Here is a 16,063-nt window from a genome sequence, read left to right on the forward strand (position 1 = left end):
ATCGGCGGCGCTGGAAGCGCCCCAAAAGAAAACCGGCCGCGGACAGCCGCGGCCGGTGAGATGGCGCGCCGGGATCAGCCCCCCGCGGTTTCCTTGGCGTCGAGGGCGGCGCGGTGTTTGTTGCGGAGGTGCTGGAACAGGATCTCGCCGAGTTCCGGTCCGGCCCGGCGGCGCAGCGCGTCGAGGATCGCCTCGTGTTCGCGCATCGCCTCGCTCCAGCGGTCGCGGGTGCGCGAGGTGTTGGCGGCGAACCGGGCGCGGCGCAGGCGGCTCGTCATCGCGCCGTAGGTCGCGTTCAACGCGCCGTTGCGCGCGGCATCGACGATGCGCTGGTGGATGCGCTGGTTGATCTGGAAATAGCCGTGCATGTCGCGGCGCAGGTACGAGCCGTACATCTCGTAATGGAGCTGCTCGATCTCCGCGACTTCGGCGTCGGTGATCACCTCGCAGGCGAGCCGGCCGGCCAGCGCCTCGAGCCCGCCCATCACGTCGAACAGCTCGGCGAGATCCTTGGCGCTCAGTTCGCGCACCCGCGCGCCGCGATTGGGCAGCAGCTCCACCAACCCTTCCGCGGCCAGAACCTTGAGGGCCTCGCGCAGCGGCGTGCGGGAAATGCCGAACAGCGCGCACAGCTCGCGCTCGGGGATTCGCCCCCCTTCGGCGAGGTTGCCCTCGACCAGATAATCCCGCAGGCGGGCGAGAACCTCGTCGTGAAGCGACGCCGCCCCCCGCGCCTCGTCGGGAGGCAGGAGCGCTTCGCCCGGAACCTGTGCATTCTGTGCTAACGAATTCATCATGACTGCCTAAGCTTATCGCATGCAGATGGATTCTGCCAGTTCATTCTTTGAATTACATAATAGCGCTTGCTCTCCCCATTTTTGAATGCATTATCGGGGCACGGCGCGCACCCAGACCGCGCCTTCCGACAGTGAGGCGCGAGCATGAGCGGGTCCGGTCAGCATTTTCTGCAGATTCCCGGCCCCAGCCAGGTTCCGCAGCGCATTCTGGGCGCGATGGGCCTGCAGGTGATCGACCACCGCGGTCCGGAGTTCCAGAAGCTTGGCCACGAGGTGCTGGAAGGCTGCCGTTTTGCATTCAAAACGAGCGGCCCCGTCCTGATCTACCCGGCGTCGGGAACCGGCGCCTGGGAGGCGGCCATCGTCAACACGCTGTCGCCCGGCGATCGCGTGCTCATGGTCGAGACCGGTCATTTCGCGACGCTGTGGTGCCGGATGGCGACACGCCTCGGGCTCGAAATTGAATTCATTCCTGGCGATTGGCGCCACGGTGTGGATGCAAGCGAGATCGAGGCCCGCCTCGCCGAAGACCGCGCGCAGCGCTTCAAGGCCGTCATGGTCGTTCATAACGAGACGTCGACGGGCGTCACCAGCGACGTCGCCGCCGTGCGCCGCGCCATCGATGCCGCGGGCCACCCCGCGCTTTTGATGGTCGACACCATCTCCTCGCTCGGCTCGATCGATTATCGCCACGAGGCATGGGGCGTGGACGTCACGGTGAGTTGCTCGCAGAAGGGGCTCATGCTGCCGCCGGGGCTCGGCTTCAACGCCGTGTCCGAGAAGGCCCTCGCCGCGTCCCGCGCGAACGCGATGCGCCGCTCCTATTGGGACTGGCAGGAGATGCTCGGCCCGAACGCCAGCGGCTTCTTCCCCTACACGCCGGCGACCAACCTGCTCTACGGCCTGCGCGAAGCGCTGCGCCTGTTGCGCGAGGAGGGGCTCGACAATGCCTTCGCGCGCCACCGGCGCCTTGCGGCGGCGACGCGCGCCGCGGTCACGGCGTGGGGCCTCGAGATCCTCTGCCTCGATCCGACGCAATATTCGCCGGTCCTCACCGCGGTCCTGATGCCGGACGGCCACGATGCCGACGCGTTCCGCCGGGTGGTGCTCGAGCGCTTTGACATGTCCCTTGGCGCGGGACTTGCGAAGCTGCAGGGCCGCGTCTTCCGGATCGGTCACCTCGGCGCCTGCAACGCCCTCACGCTGATGGGTGCACTCGCGGGCGTGGAGCTCGGTCTCGCCGCCGCGGGCGTGCCCCATCGCGCCGGCGGGCTCGCGGCCGCGCTCGCAGTGCTAAAAGAGGCGGATGCGGAAGGGCGCGCGGCGGAGCGCGAGGATTCATCCCACGCAGCATGACGAGCCGGCGGTTCCGCCGCGCCGCTGAGGCGCGGGGAGCGCGGACAATGTGGGCGACCGGGAGAGAGCGTTGAGAAGCGTGAAGGAGAACGGCATGCGCATCGACGCGCACAAGGTCCTGATGAACAGCCCGAACGACGTCTCGGCGCTCGATCGGATGATCGCGGACGGTACCGTGGACCCGCGGGAGATCGTCGCCGTGATCGGCAAGACCGAGGGCAACGGCGGGGCCAACGATTTCACCCGCGGCTTCGCGACCCTCTCGTTCGCCCTCCTGATCGCCCGGCACCTCGGCACCTCCAGCGACGCGGTTCTGAAGCGGGTCGCCTTCGTCTGGTCGGGCGGCACCGAGGGCGTGCTGAGCCCGCACGCCACCGTCTTCACCCGCTCCGAAGCCGCGCCCGCCGGGGCCAAGCGCCTGGCGCTCGGGATCGCCGTGACCCGCGATCTCGCCGCCGAAGAGGTCGGGACGATGGCCGAAGTCCACGTCGTCGCCGAGGCGGTGCGCCACGCCCAGGCGGAAGCCGGCATCGTCGATGCCGCCGACGTGCATTATGTGCAGGTCAAGGGCCCGCTGCTGACCCCCGCGATGATCGCCGAGGCGCGGGCCCGCGGCGCCCGCCTCGTCACCACCGATCCGAACGGCTCGAAGCCCTATGCGCGGGGCGCCACCGCGCTCGGCGTCGCCCTCGCCCTCGGAGAGGTTGAGGAGGACGCCCTCGGAGACGACGTCATCGCCCGCGACATGGACCTCTACACGACGGTCGCCAACACCTCGGCCGGCGGCGAACTGAAGAACTGCGAGATCCTGCTGTTCGGCAACGCCCCGACTGCCGGTGGCGATCTCGCGATCGGCCACGCCGTGCTCGCGGACGTGGTCGACGCCGCGGCCGTCGCCCGGGCCGCCGCCTCTGCGGGTGGAACGACCGCCGACATCGTTTCGATCTTCGCCAAGGCCGAGGCACCTCCGGGCGGCGTCCTGCGCGGCCGGCGCACGACGATGCTGTCGGACGCCGACATCAACTACGAGCGCCACGCGCGCGCCTCGCTCGGCGCGGTCATCGCCTCCGTCACCGGCGACAGCGCCATCTTCGTCTCCGGCGGCACCGAGCACCAATGCGCGCCGGGTGAGGCCCCGATCGCCGCCATCGTCCGCGTCGGCACCGCCTGACCTTCGGCCGTCGTTCGCGGCCCGCCTCCGCCTTTCACAACGCCCGGCCAGCGGGCGGCCGACTACCTCTGTCCGAAACCGGGTCGATGAAGCCTGGGCGGACTCTCCAGAGAAAGGGAAGTCCCATGTTGCTGAAACGATCACTCGCTCTGCTCCGCACCCTGACCTCCGCCACCATCCTTCTCGCCGGCCTCGGCGCGGCGAGCGCCGCAATGGCCGAGGACAAGGCGGCGATCCTCTTGCCCGGCTCGATCAACGACCAGAGCTGGAACGCCCTCGGCTACTCGATCCTCCAGAGCCTCAAGTCCCACGGCTTCGCGACCGCCTATACCGAGAACGTCGCCGATGCCGACGAGGCCGAGGCGCTGCGCGGCTATGCCAGCCAGGGCTACAAGGTCGTGATGGGCCATTCGGGCCGCTTCGTCTCGGCGATGGAGCAGGTTGCGCCGGACTTCCCGACGACCCAGTTCATCGCCGTGAGCGGCAATGAAGGCATGGCGCCGAACGTCATGTCGGTCGATTACAACAACGCTCAGTTCGGCTGCCAGATCGGCCTGCTCGCGGCGCGGATGAGCAAGACCGGCAAGGTCGCCGGCGTCTACGGCCTCGAAGGCGTGCCGAACATCACGGCCCAGGCCGGCGCGTTCCGCCTGTGCGCCACGAAGGCCGGCGCGAAGGTGACGATCATCTACGTGAAGGACATGGAAGACGCCGCCGCCGCCAAGGAGGCCGCCCTCTCCCTCATCGACCAGGGCGCCGACGTCCTGACCGGCAAGCTCAACGCGGCGATCGCCGGCGTCGTCGAGGCGGCCAAGGAGCGCAACGTCTACGTCACCGGCCGCGGCTTCGACCAGACCAAGGCGGCGCCGGACAACGTCCTCACCAACATCGTCGAGGATTGGCCGAGCATGCTCGGCAAGACGGTGGACGAGGTGAAGGCCGGCAAGCCGTTCGGCACCTTCCTGCAATATGGCTACGATACCGCCCCGGTGACCGGCGCCTCGCTGCTCTATGCCGAGGGCACGCCGTTCAGCCCGAAGGTCCCCGCCTCGGTGGTGAAGGAGCTCGACGACATGGCGGCGCAGTTCAAATCCGGCACCCTCAAAATCGCCCCAACCCAGCAGGACGCCCGCAGCGGAAGCTGATCCCGGCCGTCCACGCCTGTCCGGGGCGGCCACCGCCCCGGACACGATCCTTCCTCCCCCAAGCAGGACCTGCCGTGAGCGAACCCGACCAGCCGAAGCTTTTGGAGATGAGGAATATCGTGCGCTCGTTCGGCACCCTGCGGGCGAACGACGATATCGACCTCGACCTCGGCCACGGCGAAATCCTCGGGCTTCTCGGCGAGAACGGCTCCGGCAAGAGCACGCTGATGAAGATCCTGTTCGGCATGGTGCCGCCGGACGCCGGGACCATCCGCTTCGAAGGCGCCCTGTTCGACGCCCACACCCCCGCCGACGCGATCGCCGCCGGGATCGCCATGATCCATCAGCACTTCATGCTGATCGAGGCGATGAGCGTTACCGAGAACATCATGCTCGGCTGGCGCGACGCGGGCCGCGTCTTGAAGCCCCGCGCGATGGCCGAGCGCATCCGCGAGGCGAGCCAGCGCTTCGGCCTCGATCTCGACCCCGACGCGCGCATCGCCGACCTGCCGCTCGGCCGCCGGCAGCGCGTCGAGATCCTGAAGGCGATCCTGCGCCAGGCGAAGCTGCTCATCCTCGATGAGCCGACCTCCAACCTCGCCCCCGTCGAAGTGCGCGAACTGCTCGACATCCTCCGCCGCCTCAAGGCGGAAGGCACCGGGATCATTTTCATCAGCCACAAGCTGCCGGAGGTGCTCGAGGTGTGCGACCGCGTGGTCGTGCTGCGGGCGGGCAAGCTCGCCGGCGCGACGCCGGTCGCCGGCGTCAGCCGTGCCACGCTCGCCGAGATGATGGTCGGCCGCCACGTGCCGATGCCGCGCGTCGAGGCGGGTGACCGGCCGCGCGGGGCGCTCGCCCTCAGCGTCCGCGGGCTCGAAGGCCCGGGCCTGACCCCGATCACCTTCGATGTCCGCGGCGGCGAGATCCTCGGCATCGCCGGGGTCGACGGCAACGGGCAACTGGAGCTCGCCGAAACGCTCGCCGGCCTCGCACCGGCGACGGGCGGCCTCGTTCTGATCGCCGATCACGACGCGACGTCGCTGCCGACGGTCGAGCGCATCGACCTCGGCCTCGCCTACCTGCCCGCCGACCGGTCCCACACCGCGCTCGTCAAATCGATGACCATTCTCGACAATCTGATGCTGCGCGACAGCCGGCGCGCGCCTTACGGCACGCGCTGGGCGCTGACGCCGAAGCGCGGTGCGGCGCAGGCGCGCGCGTTGATGGAGCGCTGCGACATCCGCGCGCAGAACCCGGACTTCGTCGTCGGCCGCCTCTCGGGCGGCAACCAGCAGAAGGTCGTCATCGCCCGCGAGCTCGACCGGCAGCCGAAGGTCGTCGTCGCCCATCAGGCGACTTGGGGCCTCGATCCCGGCGCCACCCGCTTCGTGCTCGACGAGATGATCGCGCTGCGCGCCGCGGGCGCGGCGATCGTCTACATCTCGTCCGAGCTCGAGGAGATCCTCTCGATCAGCGACCGCATCGCGGTGATGGCCGGCGGCGGCTTCGCCGGGATCGTGCCCAATCGCGACGTCGATCTCCAGGAGATCGGCCTGTGGATGTCCGGGAGGGCGGCATGAGCGAGGGCTCGACCATGGCTGCGGCACCTCCACCCGCCCATCGCCTCTCCCGGCTGAGACTTTCGTGGCGCCGGCTCTCCTTGCGCCTCGGCCGCATCGGGCTCGGTGGCCAGATCGCGCTCGCGCTCGTGCTCTCGGTGATCTGTTCGGCCGTGCTCATCCTGCTCGCCGGCAAGAATCCGGGCCTCGCCTTTCTGGCGATCGTGGACGGCGCGTTCGGCAGCCCGCACCAGATCGGCACCGGGCTCAACCGGGCGACACCTTATCTCCTCGCCGGCATCGGCGTCGCGATCTGCTTCCGCGGCGGCATCATCAATCTGGGTTCCGAGGGCCAGATCGCCGTCGGCGGAGCCGGGGCCGCCGCCGCGGCGCTTCTCACCCCGGCTTTGCCCGCTTTCCTTGCGATCCCCCTCGCGCTCGCGGCGGGCGCGGCCGCCGGCGCGCTGTGGTCGGGTCTCGCCGCCGCGATCCACCTCAAGCGCCGCGTCCACGAGGTCTTGGCGACGCTGCTTCTCAATTTCGTCGCGCTCTTGCTGGTGCAGCAATTGCTGGCGGGCGTGCTCGGACAGACCGGGGCCGGCTTCCTGCAATCACCTCTGATGCCGCGCAACGTCTGGCTGCCGAAGCTCGCCGGATGGGACGCCCACCTTGGTATCGTCATTGCCGTCGCGGCCGCGGCGCTCTCCTCGTTCCTGCTGTGGCGGACGCCGTTCGGCTTCGGACTGCGGGTCTCCGGCGCATCCCGGCTCGCCGGGGCCTATGCCGGCTTCTCCCTGCCGCGGCTCACCTGGAGCGCCATGCTCCTCGCCGGCGCGCTCGCCGGACTCGCGGGAGGCATCGAAATACTGGGCCTCCACCACCGCCTGATCGAGGGCTTCTCCCTCGGCTTCGGCTTCAAGGCGGTGACGGTCGCGCTGATCGGCGCCATCGAGCCCGTCGCGATCATACCGGCCGCGCTCTTCATCGGCTTTCTCGAAACCGGATCGCTCGCCATGCAGCGCCAGATCGGCGTGCCGACCGCACTCGTCACCGTGATCGAGGGGCTGACCATGATCTTCGTTCTGGTGGCGATGTCGGGACGGCGGCGATGATCGAATTTCTGGCGGCCTCGATCCGGATCGCGACGCCGATCCTCCTCGCCGGCCTCGGCGGTATCCTTTCCGAGCGCGCCGGCGTGTTCGCCGTCGGGCTCGAGGGCATGATGCTGATCGGCGCCTTCGGCGCGGCGATCGGCACGGCCATGAGCGGCGGCGATGCCCTCGCCGGCCTCGCGATCGCCCTCGCGGGCGGCGCTCTCGCCGGCCTCGTCGTCGCCATCGTCGCGGTGCGCTTCCGCGCCGACAACATGGTGACCGGGCTCTCGCTCAACATCGTCGCGGTCGGCCTGACATCCTATCTGATGCGCATCCTGTCGGCCTCCGGTCAGCCGATGGCGATCCATAATGCGCTGCTGCCGGTGATGCCGATCCCGCTCCTGTCGGACCTGCCCTGGATCGGGCCGCTCCTCTTCGCCCACCCGCCGCTCACCTACCTGACCATCGTTCTCTGCGTCCTCTTCACCCTGCTCCTGAAGCGCACCGAGATCGGCCTGACGCTGCGGGCGACGGGTGAAAATCCGGACGTGGTGTTCGCCTCGGGCCTCAATCCGCTCAAGGTGCGCATGCTCGCGGTGATCGCCTGCGGGGCCGTCGCCGGCCTCGGCGGCGCGGTGCTGACGACCCAGCAGGTCGGCACCTTCACGGACGGCATGACGAGCGGACGCGGCTATCTCGCCCTCGCCGCGCTCATCGTCGGCCGCTGGACACCTTACGGCACCGCCGCCGCCTGCCTCGTCTTCGCCGCGGCCGAGGCGCTGCAATACCGGCTGCAGGGCTTCGGCATCCCGGTCAGCTCCTATGTGATGCAGATGATCCCCTATCTGATCGGCCTCGCGGTACTCGCCGGACTGGGCCGCAACGCCCACCTGCCGGCCGCGATCGGCCGCCCCCTCGACCGCCGCCTCTGAGATCTCCGATGCCCGTCACCCTCACCGACCTTTCCGCGGCGCTCGCCGCCGGCCATCTCACCGCCGAAGCGCTCGTCGAGCGCTGCCTTGCCCGCATCGCCGACGGCGACGGCGCCCTGAACAGCTTCGTCCATGTCCACGCCGACGGGGCGCGGGCGGCGGCGCAGGCGAGCGACGCGCGGCGAAAGGCCGGCGCACCACTCTCCGCCCTCGACGGCATCCCGCTTTCGATCAAGGACAACCTCCTCGTCGCCGGCATGCCCGCGACCTGGGGCAGCCGCGCGCTTAAGTCCTTCGTGCCGGACCACGACGAACTCCCCGTCGCTCGCCTCCGGGCCGCCGGCATGATCCCGCTCGGCAAGACCAACGTCCCGGAACTGACCCTCGAGGGCTACACCTCGAACGCCCTGTTCGGCACCACCGGCAATCCGTTCGATCCGACGCTCACCCCCGGCGGGTCGTCCGGTGGCGCGGCGGCGAGCGTCGCGGCCGGCTTCGTGCCCGCCGCGATCGGCACCGACGGCGGCGGCTCGATCCGCCGACCGGCCTGCCACACCGGGCTCGTCGGCTGGAAACCCTCGATCGGCGGCATCGCGCGCGCCCACGGCTTTCCGCCGATCCTCGGGGATTTCGAGACGATCGGAACGCTGACGCGGACGGTCGCCGATGCGCGGCTCCTCGCCGACATCCTCTCCGGTCCCCACGGAGACGATCGCCGCGCCTTCGCGATCGGAACGGCGCCCGCCCCGCAGCGCGCGCGGATCCTCTTTATTCCCGCCTTCGGGGCTTCGCCCGTCGATCCGGAGATCGCCGGCGCCACGCGGGCGGTGGCCGAGCGGCTCGTCGCGGCGGGCCATTCGGTCGAGGACGGCGGCGTATTCTTCGATCTCGACGTCTTCGCCCGGATCTGGGCGGTGATCTCCCGCTCCGGCGTCGCCTGGTTGCTCGACCGCGGCCGCGCCGATCTGGGTAGCGTCGATATCGAAGCCGAAGCCGGCCCGTCGGTTCGCGCCATGGCCGCGGAGGGCCGGGCCATGAGCGGCGCCGATTATTTCGAGGCGACCGACCGGGTGAATGCCTTGCGCACGCAATGCGATGCGCTGTTTTCTTCGTACGACTTCGTGCTGACGCCGACGGCCGCCGCCCTGCCCTGGCCCGCGGGCGAGCCCTACCCGGACCGGATCGCCGGCCAGCCGGCCGGCCCCCGCGCCCACGCGATCTTCACCGGCTGGGTCAACGCCGCCGGCCTGCCGGCGATCAGCCTCCCGGCCGGCTTCTCCCGATCGGGACTGCCGATCGGCATCCAACTCGTCGCCGGCTTCCGCAGGGACGCCGCCCTGCTCGCCTTCGCCGAAGCGCTGGCGCTTTAGCACCTACCGATTTTATTCGGGACATCGGCGGAGATTCATCCGGCCGGCGCGGCGCGACTCGTTCGCTTCGGTCGGCGAACCGGGCGACGACCGCCGGCCATTCCCCTTGCCCGTGAAGCTCGGATTGAGCGCGGATCGAGCCTCATTATCGGTCCGCGCGGACCGTTTTCTGATGCCGACGTCCCGGCCGCGAGCATCGCAATACCGGCAAATTCCGCCGCGATCGTTCTGAAAATCAGAACGCTCTCGAATTGATCACGTTCAGCGTCGCCACTCAGATCCGATATGCGAGCACTTTCAAATCCCTCCTCGGCACTTGCTCGCCTTTCGCGCAGCCTTGCGGGGCACCTGCTCAATTCCTCATCACCCATCTGACCTGATTAAACTCGTTGCATCGACCCTCAGTGGTGTGCGGATAATCCGCACAGCGTCGCTGCCACGTCGCGCAGCGAACCCGCCCCGAACCGACCTTCGTCATTAGGACCTGGAAGATCGATCATGATGCTGAGGAAGCTCGTTCTTGGTTTGCTCACCTGCGGCCTCTTCGCGGCGCCGGCACTCGCAGCCGACAAGATCACCTTCCAGCTCGATTGGCTGCCCGGCGGCGACAAGGCGCCGATCTATGTCTGCATCCACCACGGCTTCTGCGAAGCGGCGGGCCTCGATGTCGAGATCGCCTCGGGTCGCGGCTCCACGGAGGCGATCTCGCGCCTCGCGGCCGGTTCGTCGGATGTCGGCGTGGCCGACATCGGCGCGCTGATGGCGGCGAGGGCGAACGAGAACGTCAAAGTCACGGCCATCCTGTCCGTGTTCAACAAGGGTCCGCACGCCTTCTATGTCGTGAAGGGCGGCAGCATCTCCACGATCAAGGACGTCAAGGGCAAGACCATCGCCACCTCGCCCTTTACGTCGTCGAACGTGTTCCTGCCCCTGGTGCTCAAGGATGCCGGCATCGATCCCTCCGAGATCAAGCTGATCAAGGCCGATCCCGGCGCCCTCGGCCCGATGCTGATGACCGGCAACGTCGACGCCATCATCGCCTGGATGACCGACAAGACCCGCTACACCAACCAAGGCAAGGAAGCCGGCAAGGAGATCGTCGCCCTGCCGTGGGACGCTGCCGGCCTCGAGCTCTATTCCGCCTCGCTGATCGCCAACGACGATTTCCTCAAGACCAAGCCGGACGTCGCCAAGCGCTTCGTCGCCGCCTACGTGAAGTCGATGGAATTCACCAAGGCCCACCCCGAAGAGGCGGCGGCCGACGTGACCGCCGTGGTCAAGGAGCTCAATTCCGAGGATGTTCTGGGGTCCATCCACGACACCTTGCCGCTCATGTTCAACGAGGTGACCGAGAAGGACGGCGTCGGCGTGTTCGTGCCGGCGCGCCTTGCGGAAACATGGCGCCGCGTCTCCGCCGCCCAGAACCTCGATCCTGCGAAGCTCGATCCCGAGACGGTCGTGACGCGCCAGTTCATCCCGGCACAATGAGGCATGGCATGACGGATCAGCCCGCCATCCGCTTCGAGCGCGTCGGACAGACCTTCGACACCCGGTCGGGGCGGACGGAGGCCCTGCGCAACGTGTCCTTCGAGGTCCGACGCCACGAGTTCCTGGCGATCCTTGGGCCGTCGGGCTGCGGCAAATCCACGTTGCTGCGCCTGATCGCCGGGCTGCTGAAGCCCACAACCGGCCGGTTGGAGGTGTTCGGCCTGCCGGTCGCCGAGCCGCGCGACGATATCGGCATCGTCTTCCAGAAGCCGACCCTGCTGCCGTGGGCCACCGTGGAGGACAATGTCCTCTTCCCCGCCCGGCACAAGCGGGGGCGGGTGAGCGCCGAAGAGCGCGATCAGGCCCGCGCCTTGCTCGCGATGGTCGGCCTCGACGGTTTCGCCAAGAGACTGCCGGACGAATTGTCGGGGGGAATGCAACAGCGCGTCGGCATCGCCCGGGCGCTGTTGATGGACCCAGACATCCTGTTGATGGACGAGCCATTCTCCGCCCTCGATGCCCTAACGCGGGAGGTGATGGGTTTCGATCTTCTGGGCATTTTCTCCGAGCGGCCGAAGACCGTCGTGTTCATCACCCATTCCGTGAGCGAGGCGGCCCTTCTGGCCGACCGTGTTCTGGTCATGACGGGGCGGCCGGGAACCGTTCTCACCGACATGAGCGTGCCGGCGCCTCGACCGCGCGGACCGGAGACGGCAAAGGACAAGGCGATCCATGAGCTTGCTTCCACTCTCCGCGACCTCCTCCTCCAGCGCGATGCCGCGTGAGAGCGAGACTGAGGCAGGCCGCGGCACCGTCGCGGCCGGAGTGCGCCGTGTGGCCGCCACGCCTGGCTTTGCGGCGATCGGCGCGATCGTCGTGGTCATCGTCGTCTGGGAACTCGCGACGCGGCTGTTTGCGATCCCGTCCTATCTGGTACCGGCGCCCTCGGCGATCCTGCGCTCCTTCGGGGCGATCGACGCGGGTCACTGGATGGTCCACGTGTGGGCGACCTTGCGCGTCGCCCTGATGGGATTTGCGCTTTCCATCCTGATCGCCATTCCGCTCGCGATCGTCCTCGTCCGCTCTCCCTTTCTCTCGAAGACGATCTATCCCCTTCTCGTCGTGGTGCAATCGACCCCGGTGGTCGCGATCGCGCCGATCATCATCGTGGTGCTGGGCGCCGGCGACGCGCCGCGGGTTGTGATCACGTGCCTGATCACGTTCTTCCCGCTCGTCGTCTCGACGGCAACCGGCCTCGCCGCGACGCCGCCGGAACTGATCGAGCTGTCGCGCAGCCTCCGCGCGCCGGCCTTCCGCGAGATCACGCAGATCCGCCTGCCCTTCGCCGTCCCGTACATCTTCTCCGCCTTGAAGATCTCGGTCACGCTCTCGGTGATCGGCGCGGTCGTCGCCGAGTTCTGCGCCTCGGAAGCCGGCATCGGCTACTTCATCCAGTTCTCGACCTCGATGTTCAAGCTGCCGCAAGCCTGGGCAGGATTGTTCGTGCTGGCCGCGATGTCGCTGATCCTGTTCCAGTTCGTCGTCATTCTGCAGAAAGTGCTGTTTCCCTGGAGCCTGCCGAAGAAGACGTGAGCACGCTCGGGCTCCGGCAACGCCGCAGGGCGCCATCCATACGGACCCGGCCATCCGCCGTGTCCGCAACCCTGGAGTAGAAGCGGTCGGGCCTCCAACCCGGACATTGCTCCTCAAGCGCCGGCACGCCGGCCATCGCGAAGGAGAATGCCATGAATGCTCAAGCCTACAGCCTCGCCGAACTGAACAAGGAGACCACCATCGGCGGTCTCGGGACCACGATCGAGCGCGCCATTCCCGCGATCGATCTCTCCGATTTCCAGACCCGGAGAGGGGAGATCGCGGACGCACTCTGGCAAGCCTCGACCGAGATCGGCTTCTTCCAGGTCTACAATCACGGTATTGCCCAAGAGGAGATCGACGCCGCCTTCGACACGGTATGGTCGTTCTTCGAACTGCCGGCGACGGTGAAGGCTCGCTATCCGATGCCGAAGGGCGTCAATGCCGGGTGGGAATTCAAGGCGCAGGTGCGTCCGTCCACCGGCACGCCGGACAACAAGGAAAGCTACCAGATCACCCGTCCCAACATGGCCGGGCTGTGGCCGAGCGAAGCGGAGCTGCCGGACTTCCAGGCGCGCATGCTCCGCTTCGAGCACCTCAATTGGCAGCTCGGAATGCGCATCCTCTCCTGCTTCGCGCTCAAGATGGGCTTTGCCGAAGACTTCTTCACCAAGGCGCACGATCCGGCCTCGGATCAATATCAATCCACGCTTCGGCTCATCCATTATATGTCGATGGAAGACGCGAAGCCCGAAGATTTCGCGGCGTGGCGCGCGGGCGCCCACTCGGATTTCGATTGCCTGACCATTCTGCACCAGAAGGAAGGCGAAGGCGGCCTGCAAGTCTGCCCCGGCAAGGACGCCGCGAGCGGCCAATGGACCGACGTGCCGCCGCGGGCGGGCTACATCACCTGCAACATCGGCGACATGCTGATGCGCTGGTCGGACGACCAACTGCAATCGACCCTGCACCGCGTGCGGATGCCGCGCCCGGGCGAATATATGGGTCGTCGGCTTTCGCTGCCGTTCTTCTGCCAGGCCAACCGCGACGCCGTGATCGCCGGACCGCTCGGCAAATATGGTCCGATCAGCGCGGGCGACTATCTGACCATGCGGATCAACGCAAACTTCAATAAATCCAAGATGTAACGTTGATGATCAGCGGAGCCGATGCCATCGTGGCCGGGGCAATTCGCCACCTGGCCACGATGAGGTTGAGTATGCTGCACGGTCGCGCACTGCGCTACATCGACGAAGTGGCACGGCAGGGGTCTATTCGCAAGGCGGCGAAGACGCTCCATGTGGCGCCGTCGGCGATCAACCGGCATATTCTTGACCTGGAAGAAGAGCTCGATGCGCCGATCTTCGAGCGCTTTCCGCGCGGGCTGAAGCTGACGAGCTCCGGCGAACTGCTGATCGCCCATATCCGCGAAACGCTCCACGCCCACGAGCGGATGCGCACGCAGATCAAGGCTCTGCGCGGGCTCAACCGGGGCGACGTGTTCGTCGCCACCATGGCGACCCTGGCCGCCGGCCTGCTCGCGGACATCGTCGCCGCCTATCGCGAGACGGTGCCCCAGATCAGCATCCGCGTGGTGGTGGGGGATCGGGCCGGCGTCACCGAGATGGTGGCCTCGGGCGAAGCCGATCTCGCCATCGCCTACAACCTGCCGGAGGATACGCGTCTGCAGCGCGCCGGCGAGTTCCACCATCGGCTCGGCGCGGTGATGGCGCCGGGCCATCCCCTCGCCGGCCGCAAGAGCGTGCGCATCGCCGATTGCCTAAACTATCCGCTGGTCCTCGCGGATCGCCGGCTCTCGCTGCGTGAGGTTGTGCAGACCCTCGCGCCCGCCCGCGCCGACCTCGTCGCGGTGGTCGAGACGAACTCCATGGAGCTGATGAAGCAGCTCGCATATTCGGAGCCGCACGTCACCTTCCTCAACCGCGTCGATGTCGACCGCGAGCTCGCGAGCGGCGCGCTCGCGTTCGTACCGCTTGCAGGCGGCGACGCCCTGCAACGGCTGAACATTCTCCACCGCGTCCGCGGTTCGCTGTCCCCGGCGGCGAGCCACTTCCTGCATTTTGCCCAAGAGCGGTTGGGCCGGATCGAAGCGCCGGCCTGACGCCTGATCACGTGACGATTCCCATGGACCAGACCTCTCCGAAGCGGCGTATCGCCGACCTGCTCGACGGCCGATCCGCAGGCGTGCTCACCCGGGCGCGCGTGCCCGCCGCCCTCCTTGCCGCGCCGCCGAGCGGCGAGATCGAGGTGGACCGGGATGGCGCCGCCCTCGTCGATCTCGTCATCGCCGGCGGCACGATCGGCGCGGTGCGGCCGGCCGGCCGGGTCGCCGCCGACGACGCCGTCGATCTCGGTGGTCGTCATCTCTGGCCGTTGCTGGTCGATGTGCATGCCCATCTCGACAAGGCCCACATTCTCGACCGCGCCCCGGATTCCGGGGGCACCCATCCGGGGGCACGCGCGGCGACGAGTGCGGATCGTGTGGCGCATTGGCGGCGGGACGATCTCCTCCGCCGCATGGATTTCGCCCTCGCCTGTGCCGACGCCCATGGCGTCGCCGCCATTCGCACGCACCTCGACAGCCACGAGGGGCAGGCCGAGACGACCTGGGCCGCCTTCGCCGAAATCCGCGCCCGCTGGGAGGGTCGCATCGCCCTTCAATCCGTGGGGCTGGTGCCGCTCGACGCCTACGGCACCGATCACGGCCGCGTCCTCGCCGACCTGATCGCGACCCACGACGGCTTGATGGGCGGCGTCACCCGCGCCTCCGGCGGCACCCATGGAGAAGGTCTCGACGACATCGATGCCCTGCTCGACCGGCTCTTCCGTCTCGCCAAGGAGCGCGATCTCGATATCGATCTCCATGTCGACGAAGCGGCCAAGGCGAACGCGCTGCCCCACGTCGCCCGTGCCACCATCCGCCACGGCTACGAGGGGCGCGTCACCTGCGGTCATTGCTGCTCCCTGGCGCTCCTCCCTGAGGCCGAGGCGCGCGAGCGGATCGCGCTGATCGCCGATGCGGGCCTCTCCATCGTTACCCTGCCGGCGGTGAACCTCTATCTCCAAGACCGCGAGGCGGGGCGAACCCCGCGCTGGCGCGGTGTGGCACCGGTCGAGGAACTGCGTGCGGCGGGAATCCGGGTGGCGGTCGCCGGCGACAATTGCCGCGACCCCTTCTACGCCTATGGCGACCACGACATGCTCGACACGTGGCGACAGGCGGTGCGGATCCTCCAACTCGATCACCCCTACGGTGATGCCACCGCGCTCGCGGGGCCAGTCCCGGCGGCGATGATGGGGCTCGAAGCCGGGACGCTCGGCGCGGGTCGGCCGGCGGATTTCATGATCCTAGAGGCCTGGAGCCTCGATCAGGTGATCGCCCGCCCTCAGGCGGACCGCGTCATCGTGCGCGCCGGCGCGGTCTCCTCTGCCGCCTTGCCCTCCTATTCCACCCTGCACCGAGACGGCGCGTTTCCGCGCGTGGCCAGCGGCGCATGAGCGCATGCCGGCTCGACGAACTACAGGGGACGCGCCTGT

Annotated in this window: 14 protein-coding genes; 13 read left to right on the top strand and 1 reads right to left on the bottom strand. The window is 68.4% G+C overall.

Annotation, left to right across the window (positions count from 1 at the left end):
* Positions 1–74: 74 nt before the first annotated feature.
* A complete protein-coding gene (locus F0357_RS23210) occupies positions 75–794 on the bottom strand; it encodes a GntR family transcriptional regulator (RefSeq protein WP_246161865.1) in 720 nt (239 codons plus the stop codon).
* Between the two features lie 147 nt (positions 795–941).
* Between F0357_RS23210 and F0357_RS23215 the strand changes: the two genes are divergently transcribed.
* The 13 genes from F0357_RS23215 to F0357_RS23275 all read left to right on the top strand — a co-directional run bounded on the left by F0357_RS23215 (position 942) and on the right by F0357_RS23275 (position 16,024).
* Positions 942–2,153 (top strand): pyridoxal-phosphate-dependent aminotransferase family protein, encoded by a 1,212-nt coding sequence (locus tag F0357_RS23215; RefSeq protein WP_153490956.1) that lies wholly within the window; start codon positions 942–944, stop codon positions 2,151–2,153.
* 94 nt (positions 2,154–2,247) lie between these two features.
* Positions 2,248–3,324: a cyanuric acid amidohydrolase gene (atzD, locus tag F0357_RS23220; RefSeq protein WP_153490960.1), complete on the top strand. Its 1,077-nt coding sequence runs from the start codon at positions 2,248–2,250 to the stop codon at positions 3,322–3,324.
* A 125-nt stretch (positions 3,325–3,449) separates the two neighbouring features.
* On the top strand, positions 3,450–4,469 hold the full coding sequence (locus F0357_RS23225; protein ID WP_208948566.1) for a BMP family protein: 1,020 nt from the start codon (positions 3,450–3,452) through the stop codon (positions 4,467–4,469).
* Between the two features lie 74 nt (positions 4,470–4,543).
* Positions 4,544–6,049 (top strand): ABC transporter ATP-binding protein, encoded by a 1,506-nt coding sequence (locus F0357_RS23230; RefSeq protein WP_153490974.1) that lies wholly within the window; start codon positions 4,544–4,546, stop codon positions 6,047–6,049.
* Positions 6,046–7,140: an ABC transporter permease gene (locus tag F0357_RS23235; RefSeq protein WP_153490977.1), complete on the top strand. Its 1,095-nt coding sequence runs from the start codon at positions 6,046–6,048 to the stop codon at positions 7,138–7,140. The genes F0357_RS23230 and F0357_RS23235 overlap by 4 nt, the downstream gene beginning before the upstream one ends.
* Positions 7,137–8,054, top strand: coding sequence for an ABC transporter permease (locus F0357_RS23240; protein ID WP_153490981.1), 918 nt, complete (start codon positions 7,137–7,139; stop codon positions 8,052–8,054). Before F0357_RS23235 ends, F0357_RS23240 begins: the two co-directional genes overlap by 4 nt.
* 8 nt (positions 8,055–8,062) lie before the next feature.
* A complete protein-coding gene (locus F0357_RS23245) occupies positions 8,063–9,424 on the top strand; it encodes an amidase (RefSeq protein WP_153490983.1) in 1,362 nt (453 codons plus the stop codon).
* A 498-nt stretch (positions 9,425–9,922) separates the two neighbouring features.
* Positions 9,923–10,912, top strand: a complete 990-nt coding sequence (locus F0357_RS23250; RefSeq protein ID WP_153490986.1) for an ABC transporter substrate-binding protein — start codon at positions 9,923–9,925, stop codon at positions 10,910–10,912.
* An 8-nt stretch (positions 10,913–10,920) separates the two neighbouring features.
* Entirely contained in the window at positions 10,921–11,697 is a 777-nt protein-coding gene (locus F0357_RS23255; protein WP_153490997.1) for an ABC transporter ATP-binding protein, read from the top strand.
* A 49-nt stretch (positions 11,698–11,746) separates the two neighbouring features.
* Positions 11,747–12,505 carry an ABC transporter permease gene (locus F0357_RS23260; protein WP_376767851.1) on the top strand — a complete coding sequence of 253 codons (759 nt, stop codon included), beginning with the start codon at positions 11,747–11,749 and terminating at the stop codon, positions 12,503–12,505.
* Positions 12,506–12,657: 152 nt separating this feature from the next.
* Entirely contained in the window at positions 12,658–13,653 is a 996-nt protein-coding gene (locus tag F0357_RS23265) for an isopenicillin N synthase family dioxygenase (RefSeq protein WP_153491002.1), read from the top strand.
* A 71-nt stretch (positions 13,654–13,724) separates the two neighbouring features.
* The gene (locus tag F0357_RS23270) at positions 13,725–14,627 is read left to right on the top strand and encodes a LysR family transcriptional regulator (RefSeq protein WP_153491006.1); all 903 of its coding nucleotides are present in this window, start codon (positions 13,725–13,727) and stop codon (positions 14,625–14,627) included.
* 23 nt (positions 14,628–14,650) lie between these two features.
* A complete protein-coding gene (locus F0357_RS23275; RefSeq protein ID WP_153491016.1) occupies positions 14,651–16,024 on the top strand; it encodes a cytosine deaminase in 1,374 nt (457 codons plus the stop codon).
* The last annotated feature ends 39 nt before the right edge of the window (positions 16,025–16,063 follow it).

Source organism: Segnochrobactrum spirostomi (assembly GCF_009600605.1).
GTDB classification, from domain to species: Bacteria; Pseudomonadota; Alphaproteobacteria; order Rhizobiales; family Segnochrobactraceae; genus Segnochrobactrum; species Segnochrobactrum spirostomi.